The 8,634-nt window shown below is 57.9% G+C and carries 10 protein-coding genes; 8 read left to right on the top strand and 2 right to left on the bottom strand.

Annotated elements, in window-relative coordinates:
* Positions 1–42: 42 nt before the first annotated feature.
* Positions 43–963: a GlxA family transcriptional regulator gene (locus tag PG5_RS30335; protein WP_177326158.1), complete on the bottom strand. Its 921-nt coding sequence runs from the start codon at positions 961–963 to the stop codon at positions 43–45.
* 220 nt (positions 964–1,183) lie between these two features.
* Between PG5_RS30335 and PG5_RS30340 the strand changes: the two genes are divergently transcribed.
* The gene (locus tag PG5_RS30340) at positions 1,184–2,320 is read left to right on the top strand and encodes an acyl-CoA dehydrogenase family protein (RefSeq protein ID WP_020800902.1); all 1,137 of its coding nucleotides are present in this window, start codon (positions 1,184–1,186) and stop codon (positions 2,318–2,320) included.
* 130 nt (positions 2,321–2,450) lie between these two features.
* Here the strand turns inward: PG5_RS30340 and PG5_RS30345 are convergent, their stop codons facing one another.
* Positions 2,451–3,491, bottom strand: coding sequence for an NADP(H)-dependent aldo-keto reductase (locus PG5_RS30345; protein WP_020800903.1), 1,041 nt, complete (start codon positions 3,489–3,491; stop codon positions 2,451–2,453).
* A gap of 246 nt (positions 3,492–3,737) precedes the next feature.
* Here PG5_RS30345 and rplM point away from each other — a divergent pair, with 246 nt between their 5' ends.
* From rplM to PG5_RS30380, 7 genes are all read left to right on the top strand, one after another.
* Positions 3,738–4,166, top strand: a complete 429-nt coding sequence (gene rplM, locus PG5_RS30350; protein ID WP_003228062.1) for a 50S ribosomal protein L13 — start codon at positions 3,738–3,740, stop codon at positions 4,164–4,166.
* A 14-nt stretch (positions 4,167–4,180) separates the two neighbouring features.
* A complete protein-coding gene (gene rpsI, locus PG5_RS30355; protein WP_003228056.1) occupies positions 4,181–4,573 on the top strand; it encodes a 30S ribosomal protein S9 in 393 nt (130 codons plus the stop codon).
* A gap of 269 nt (positions 4,574–4,842) precedes the next feature.
* Entirely contained in the window at positions 4,843–5,436 is a 594-nt protein-coding gene (petA, locus tag PG5_RS30360; protein ID WP_008060255.1) for a ubiquinol-cytochrome c reductase iron-sulfur subunit, read from the top strand.
* Positions 5,436–6,647, top strand: a complete 1,212-nt coding sequence (locus PG5_RS30365; protein ID WP_007943720.1) for a cytochrome bc complex cytochrome b subunit — start codon at positions 5,436–5,438, stop codon at positions 6,645–6,647. Before petA ends, PG5_RS30365 begins: the two co-directional genes overlap by 1 nt.
* Positions 6,647–7,429 carry a cytochrome c1 gene (locus PG5_RS30370; protein ID WP_020800905.1) on the top strand — a complete coding sequence of 261 codons (783 nt, stop codon included), beginning with the start codon at positions 6,647–6,649 and terminating at the stop codon, positions 7,427–7,429. Before PG5_RS30365 ends, PG5_RS30370 begins: the two co-directional genes overlap by 1 nt.
* Before the next feature lie 155 nt (positions 7,430–7,584).
* Positions 7,585–8,202, top strand: a complete 618-nt coding sequence (locus tag PG5_RS30375; protein WP_007972581.1) for a glutathione S-transferase N-terminal domain-containing protein — start codon at positions 7,585–7,587, stop codon at positions 8,200–8,202.
* Between the two features lie 16 nt (positions 8,203–8,218).
* On the top strand, positions 8,219–8,632 hold the full coding sequence (locus tag PG5_RS30380; RefSeq protein WP_007943725.1) for a ClpXP protease specificity-enhancing factor: 414 nt from the start codon (positions 8,219–8,221) through the stop codon (positions 8,630–8,632).
* The last annotated feature ends 2 nt before the right edge of the window (positions 8,633–8,634 follow it).

The following is an 8,634-nucleotide window of genomic DNA, read 5'->3' on the forward strand; positions in this document are numbered from 1 at the left end:
CGCAGCCTGCGGCAGCTCAGTGTTTTGCGAATGCCTTGAGGTTCAGGCCGCTTGCTGGAACTGCTGCCGATACTGGTTCGGCGACAACTCCGTGTGTTGGCGGAACAGTCGTGCGAAGAAGCTCGCATCGTCGTAACCAACTTCGTAGCTGATGGTCTTGATGCTCTTGCGGCTGCCGGACAGCAAGCCTTTGGCGGTTTCGATGCGCAGGCGTTGCAGGTAATGCAGGGGTTTGTCGCCGGTGGCGGTCTGGAAGCGGCGCATGAAGTTGCGGATGCTCATGCCATGTTCGCGGGCGACGTCTTCGAAACGGAATTTGTCAGCGAAGTGTTCTTCGAGCCAGTGCTGGATCTGCAGGATGATCACGTCCTGATGCAGCTTTTGCCCGCCGAAGCCGATTCTTCCCGGCGAGTAGCTGCGTTGCACCTCATAGAGGATGTCTCGTGCTACGGCCTGGGAGACGTTGGCGCCGCAGAAGCGCTCGATCAGGTAGACGTACAGGTCGCATGCCGAGGTAGTGCCGCCCGCGCAATACAGGTTGTCGGCGTCGGTGAGGTGCTTGTCCTGATTGAGTTGCACCTTCGGGAAGCGTTCTGCAAAGGCATTGAAGAAGCGCCAGTAGGTGGTCGCCTCCTTGCCATCGAGCAGGCCGGCTTCGGCGAGCCAGAACACACCGGTGGCCTCGCCACAGAGTACGGCACCGCGCGCATGTTGCTGGCGCAGCCAGGACAGGACCTCGGGATGACGTTTGCTCAGGGTTTCGAAATCGTCCCAGAACGCGGGAATGACGATGATGTCGGCATTTTCCAGGCCGCCGTCCACCGGGATCACTACGTCGCTGAAGGTGTTGACCGGTTTGCCGTCGGGGCTGACCAGTCGGGTTTCGAACGCTGGCGTCAGGCCGTGGCCCAGTTGTTTGCCGTAACGCAGGCTGGCGAGGTGGAAGAAGTCCTTGGCCTGCATGAGGGTGGAAGCGAAAACCCGGTCAATGGCCAGGATGCTGACGCGCCGCAAGGGCGTGGAGGCTTGGTTAGACATAATTCAACTTTATTCTTATAGGGGAAAGTGGTCACCAGACGGCTGGATCGTCTTATTTTTTGTCGGATGTGTCCAGTGTCCTGTATCGGGCGCCAGGCTTAGTCTCTGAAGGTCCATTCCTTTAAAAACAAAGATAAGGTGCCGCATGATTCCGAGAACCTTGTTCAGCTCCGAGCACGAACTTTTTCGCGACAGTGTGCGAACGTTCCTCGAGAAAGAAGCGGTGCCGTTCCATGGACAATGGGAAAAACAGGGCTATATCGACCGTCAACTCTGGAACAAGGCGGGGGAGGCGGGGATGTTGTGCTCGCATCTGCCGGAGCAGTACGGCGGGTTGGGGGCAGACTTTCTGTACAGCGCGGTGGTTATCGAAGAGATAGGGCGCCTCGGGTTGACCGGTATCGGTTTTTCCCTGCATTCGGACATCGTAGCGCCCTATATCCTGCATTACGGCAGTGAAACGCTGAAACACAAATACCTGCCCAAACTGGTTTCCGGGGAGATGGTCAGTGCCATTGCGATGACCGAGCCGGGTGCGGGCTCCGACTTGCAAGGCGTGAAGACCACTGCCGTGCTGGACGGCGACGAGTATGTAATCAACGGCTCGAAGACGTTCATCACCAACGGTTTCCTCGCCGACCTGGTGATCGTCGTGGCCAAGACTGATCCCAAGGCGGGCGCGAAGGGCACCAGTCTGTTTCTGGTGGAAGCCAATACGCCGGGTTTCGACAAGGGCAAGCGGCTGGAAAAGGTCGGAATGAAGGCCCAGGACACCTCGGAGCTGTTTTTCCAGGACGTGCGAGTGCCCAGGGAAAACCTGCTGGGCCAGGCCGGGATGGGGTTCGCCTATCTGATGCAGGAACTGCCGCAGGAGCGCCTCACCGTGGCCATCGGCGGGCTGGCTTCGGCTGAAGCGGCGTTGCAATGGACCCTGGAGTACACCCGCGAGCGCAAGGCGTTCGGCCAGGTGATTGCCGACTTCCAGAACACTCGTTTCAAACTCGCTGAGATGGCGACCGAGATCCAGATCGGCCGGGTCTTTGTCGACCGCTGCCTGGAGTTGCACCTGCAAGGCAAGCTCGACGTGCCGACGGCGGCGATGGCGAAGTATTGGGGCACGGACCTACAGTGCAAGGTGCTCGACGAGTGCGTGCAATTGCATGGCGGTTACGGGTTCATGTGGGAATACCCGATCGCCCGGGCGTGGGCGGATGCGCGGGTGCAGCGGATCTATGCCGGGACCAATGAAATCATGAAGGAGATTATTGCGCGGTCGCTTTGATCTTGCGGCGACTGCTAGGGCGCCATCGCGGGCAAGCCCGCTCCCACAGGTTTTGAGCTGTACACAGCATTTGTGAACACCCTGCTCACTGTGGGAGCGGGCTTGCCCGCGATGGCGATTTATTGATCAATCAAGGGGCGGGATTCGGATGATCCCTGTGGATCGCCTCGATCCCTTCCAGCACTTCATCCGACAACTTCAGATCAAAACTGGCAATGTTGCTGTCCAGTTGCTCCAGTGTCGTGGCGCCAATGATGTTGCTGGTCACGAACGGCTGTTGCGTGACGAATGCCAGGGCCATTTGCGCCGGGTCCAGGCCGTGCTCGCGGGCCAGTGCAACGTAGCGGCTGCAGGCCGCTTCCGACTGCGGGTTGAAATACCGACTGAAGCGGCTGTAGAGGCTCAGCCGACCTTTTGGCGGGCGGGCCCCACCTTCGTACTTGCCTGACAGGAAACCGAATGCCAGCGGCGAATAGGCGAGTAGGCCGCATTGTTCGCGGATGGCGATTTCCGCCAGGCCGACCTCGAAACTGCGGTTGAGCAGGTTGTACGGGTTCTGGATCGACACCGCGCGCGGCCAGCCACGGGCTTCGGCCAGGGCCAGGAAGCGCATGGTGCCCCACGGCGTTTCGTTGGACAGGCCGATATGGCGGATCTTGCCGGCCTTGACCTGTTCGTCCAGCGCTTCGAGGGTGTCTTCAAGGGGGGTCAGGTTGGCTTCGATCTTGTGCTTGTAGCCCAATTGGCCGAAGAAGTTGGTGCTGCGCTCCGGCCAGTGCAACTGGTACAGGTCGATATAATCGGTTTGCAGGCGCTGGAGGCTGGCGTCCACGGCTTCGGTGATGTGCTGGCGATTGTGGCGCAGGTTCTTGTCGCGGATGTAGTCGATGGTATTGCCGGGGCCGGCGATCTTGCTGGCGAGGATCCAGTCGCTGCGATCGCCACGGCTCGTGAAGTAATTGCCGATGTAGCGTTCGGTGCTGGCATAGGTTTCGGCCTTGGGCGGCACCGGGTACATTTCAGCGGTATCGATGAAGTTGATCCCGGCGTCCTTGGCTCGCTCGATCTGGGCGAAGGCGTCTGCCTCGCTGTTTTGCTCGCCCCAGGTCATGGTTCCGAGGCAGATTGCGCTCACGTTCAGGTTGGTTCGGCCTAGCTGGCGATACTCCATCGGGTAGCTCCTTGGGCAAAACAATCATAAAAGCAGGTTGAATTATTTTTCGCAATCTGCATAATTGCGCACCTCTTTCTGCAGTGGAAGTGATGCGCCGCCGCCGAAGAATCTTGCCGTTGAACGGACGCGCCGACCCGAGCCCCCGAAAGCGTCTGTATCCGGCTGCCTTTGACTTGTCAAAGTACGCACTATTCAGTAAGATCCGCCGTCTAATTTACAGGGCGGCCCCTGAGGCTATAAAGAATGAAAACTTTTACTGCTAAACCGGAAACAGTAAAGCGCGACTGGTTTGTCGTCGACGCTGCTGGTCAGACCCTGGGTCGTCTGGCCACCGAAATCGCGAGCCGTCTGCGTGGCAAGCACAAGCCTGAGTACACTCCTCACGTTGACACCGGCGACTACATCGTCGTAATCAACGCCGAGCAGATCCGTGTTACCGGCGCTAAAACCACTGACAAAATGTACTACTCCCACTCCGGTTTCCCGGGCGGCATCAAGTCGATCAACTTTGAAAAGCTGATCGCCAAGGCCCCTGAGCGCGTGATCGAGACCGCGGTCAAAGGCATGCTGCCTAAGAACCCGCTGGGTCGCGACATGTACCGTAAGCTGAAAGTCTATGCGGGCGCTGCACACCCTCATACTGCTCAGCAGCCCCAAGAACTGAAGATTTAACGGAATAGTTCATTATGTCGGCGACTCAAAATTACGGCACTGGCCGTCGCAAGACCGCAACCGCACGCGTTTTCCTGCGTCCGGGTACTGGTAACATCTCCATCAACAATCGTTCGCTGGATAATTTCTTCGGCCGCGAAACTGCCCGCATGGTAGTTCGTCAGCCGCTGGAATTGACTGAGACTGTCGAGAAGTTCGACATCTACGTCACCGTGATCGGCGGTGGTGTGAGTGGTCAAGCTGGCGCAATCCGCCACGGCATCACCCGCGCTCTGATGGACTACGACGAGACTCTGCGCAGCGCCCTGCGTAAAGCCGGCTTCGTAACCCGCGATGCACGTGAAGTTGAACGTAAGAAAGTTGGTCTGCGTAAAGCGCGTAAGCGTCCGCAGTACTCGAAGCGTTAATTCGCTTCCACGTTCAAAAAAGAACGCCCAGTTTCCTCACGGAGCTGGGCGTTTTTTTGTGCGTGTAATTTTCTTGAAGAATTGCGCTGTGACAACTTGCCACATCAGCAGAGGCCCTATACTACAAGGCTTGGCAGTGGTGCCCCAGGGTAATTACCTTGTCAGAATTGGGGCTTTTCATTACCATTCGGCAAAATTTTTATAAGTACAGAGTTTTACTTAGTAGATGCCTGATTTAACAGGCCACAAAGCTGATGGGAGAGGACTGAATGAGCAATGACGGCGTGAATGCAGGCCGGCGTCGCTTCTTGGTAGCAGCCACATCCGTGGTGGGTGCTGCAGGAGCGGTGGGGGCTGCGGTCCCGTTCGTGGGGTCATGGTTTCCCAGTGCCAAGGCGAAAGCCGCAGGTGCACCGGTGAAGGTGAATGTCAGCAAGATCGAGCCAGGCCAGCAGATGATTGCTGAGTGGCGCGGCCAGCCGGTGTTCATCGTCCGCCGTACCGAGGAAATCCTGGGGAATCTGAAAAAGATCGAGGGCCAGCTTTCTGACCCGACCTCCAAGAACTCGACACAACCGACCTATGTCGACCCCGAAACGCGGTCGATCAAGCCTGAAGTTTTGCTGCTGATCGGCATCTGCACGCACCTGGGCTGCTCGCCGACCTTCCGTCCCGAAGTCGCTCCCGCGGACTTGGGCAAGGACTGGGTAGGTGGCTATTTCTGTCCTTGCCACGGCTCCCACTACGACCTGGCTGGCCGCGTCTACAAGTCGCAACCTGCGCCTTTGAACCTGCCAGTTCCCCCGCATTCCTATGAGACCGATGACATCATTGTCGTTGGCGTCGATACGGAGAAAGCGTGATGAGCAAGTTCATGGATTGGGTTGATGCGCGCTTTCCCGCGACCAAAATGTGGGAAGACCATCTCAGCAAGTACTACGCCCCGAAGAACTTCAACTTCTTCTATTTCTTTGGCTCCCTGGCACTGCTCGTTCTGGTCAACCAGATCGTCACCGGTGTCTGGCTGACCATGAGCTACACCCCGTCGGCGGAAGAGGCCTTTGCTTCCGTCGAGTACATCATGCGCGACGTCGAGTACGGCTCGATCCTGCGCCTGCTGCACTCCACCGGCGCCTCGGCGTTCTTCATCGTGGTCTATCTGCACATGTTCCGTGGTTTGCTCTACGGCTCGTACCAGAAGCCGCGTGAGCTCGTGTGGGTCTTCGGCATGCTGATCTACCTGGCGCTGATGGCTGAAGCCTTCATGGGTTACCTGCTGCCGTGGGGTCAGATGTCCTACTGGGGTGCCCAGGTGATCATCTCGCTGTTCGGTGCGATCCCGGTCATCGGCAACGACCTGACCCAGTGGATTCGTGGTGACTACCTGATTTCCGGCATCACCCTGAACCGCTTCTTCGCCTTGCATGTGGTGGCGCTGCCCATCGTTATTCTCGGCCTGGTAGTGCTGCACGTCCTGGCGTTGCACGAAGTCGGTTCGAACAACCCGGATGGCGTGGACATCAAGAAATACAAAGACGAAAACGGCGTACCGCTGGACGGCATTGCCTTCCACCCGTACTACACCGTGAAAGATATCGTCGGCGTGGTGGTGTTCCTGTTCATCTTCTGTTCGATCGTGTTCTTCTTCCCGGAAATGGGCGGCTATTTCCTCGAGAAGCCGAACTTTGAAGTGGCGAACGCCTTCAAGACCCCAGAGCACATCGCTCCGGTCTGGTACTTCACGCCGTTCTACGCGATCTTGCGTGCGGTTCCGGACAAGCTCCTGGGTGTGATCGCCATGGGTGCGGCCATCGCCGTGCTGTTCGTCCTGCCGTGGCTGGACCGTAGCCCGGTCAAGTCGATGCGCTACAAGGGCTGGCTGAGCAAGATCTGGCTCTGGGTGTTCTGCATTTCGTTCGTGATCCTGGGTGTGCTGGGTGTCCTGGCGCCGACTCCGGGCCGTACGTTGCTGTCGCAGGTATGTACCTTCCTGTACTTCGCCTACTTCATCCTGATGCCGTTCTATACCAGGCTCGAGAAGACCAAACCGGTTCCGGAAAGGGTGACTGGCTGATGAAAAAACTATTTGCTGTACTGATTCTTGCGGCGATGCCTGTACTGTCTTTCGCATCGACATCGAGTGGCCCGGAGCTGGAAAAGGTCGATATCGACGTTTCCGACAAGGCTGCCATGCAGGATGGCGCACGTACGTTCGCCAACTATTGCATGGGCTGCCACAGCGCCAAGTTCCAGCGTTATGAGCGTGTTGCCGATGACCTCGGCATCCCCCATGAGCTGATGCTCGACAAGCTGGTGTTCACCGGCGCCAAGATCGGCGATCACATGAACATCGGCATGCAGCCAGCTGACGCCAAGGCCTGGTTCGGTGCGGCACCGCCTGACCTGACCCTGGTCGCTCGTGTGCGTGGTACCGACTGGCTCTACAACTACCTGAAGTCGTTCTATGAAGATCCGTCGCGCCCGTGGGGTGTGAACAACAAGGTCTTCCCGAACGTGGGCATGCCTAACGTGCTGGTCGGCCTGCAGGGTCGCCAGGTTGTCGGTTGCAAACAGGTTCAGATCGTCGAGGACGGCAAGAAGCAATATGATCCGCTGACCGGTACGGCGCTGACTCATGAAGCGTGCGATCAGCTGACCATTGTGCCGAAGAGTGGTGCCCTGACCGAAGAGCAGTTCGATGAGAAGGTCAAGAATCTGGTAACCTTCCTGGCTTACTCGGCTAACCCGGTTAAGCTGCAACATCAGCGCATCGGTACGTACGTATTGCTGTACCTGGCGTTCTTCTTCGTATTCGCTTACTTGCTCAAGCGCGAATACTGGAAAGATGTGCACTGATAAAGCTTCAAGCAATTGCTGTTAATCGCGCGCGCCCAAGGGCGCCTCTGAAAGGGTAACGAGCCTGGTGAGCCAGGTACTGCGTTACGGGAGGCGCCCTCTGGGCGCGCTCGTTTTTCCGCTTCCGATCATTTCAACAAGCGAGGAGGATCGCCATGGGCGTGACCAATCGGTTGGCCTGTTACTCCGACCCCGCCGACCACTATTCCCACCGAGTGCGAATCGTACTGGCAGAGAAAGGTGTAAGCGCCGAGATCATTTATGTGGAGGCTGGTCGCCAGCCGCCTAAACTGATCGAAGTGAACCCTTACGGCAGCTTGCCGACGCTGGTCGATCGTGACCTGGCGCTGTGGGAATCTACGGTGGTGATGGAATATCTGGATGAGCGTTACCCACATCCGCCGCTGTTGCCGGTCTATCCGGTGGCGCGCGCCAACAGTCGTTTGCTGATTCATCGTATTCAGCGTGACTGGTGTGGTCTGGTGGATCTGATCCTGGATTCGCGGACCAAGGAAGCGGCGCGTGCAGTGGCGCGTAAAGAGTTGCGCGAGAGCCTGACAGGCGTTTCGCCGCTGTTTGCCGACAAGCCATTTTTCCTCAGTGAGGAACAAAGCCTGGTGGATTGCTGCCTATTGCCAATACTCTGGCGATTGCCGATTCTGGGTATAGAACTGCCGCGGCCAGCCAAGCCGCTGCTTGATTATATGGAGCGCCAGTTTGCGCGTGAGGCTTTCCAGGCGAGTCTGTCTGGTGTCGAACGCGACATGCGCTAAGGCTTAAGGAGCCGATATGAACTCCAGTCGACCTTATCTGGTCCGCGCGCTCTACGAGTGGATTGTTGATAACGATTGTACCCCGCACATGCTGGTTAATTCCGAGTATCCCTCGGTGCAGGTGCCGCAAGGCTTTGCCAGTGATGGCCAGATCGTCCTGAACGTATCGCCACAGGCCGTGCGTCATTTGCACATGGACAACGAGGCGGTGAGCTTCGAAGGCCGCTTTGGTGGGGTGCCGCATACCCTGTACGTGCCTATCGCATCGATCCTGGGCATCTACGCCCGGGAGAATGGCCAGGGCATGGTGTTCGATCTGGAGTCGCCCATGGAGGACGAGGAAGAGATCGAGCCGGATGATGATATTCCGCCTCCGGACAGCGAGCCACCGCGACCCAGCGGGCGGCCAAGTTTGAAGGTGGTGAAGTAATA

The organism is Pseudomonas sp. G5(2012) (assembly GCF_000408945.1).
Taxonomy (GTDB): domain Bacteria; phylum Pseudomonadota; class Gammaproteobacteria; order Pseudomonadales; family Pseudomonadaceae; genus Aquipseudomonas; species Aquipseudomonas umsongensis.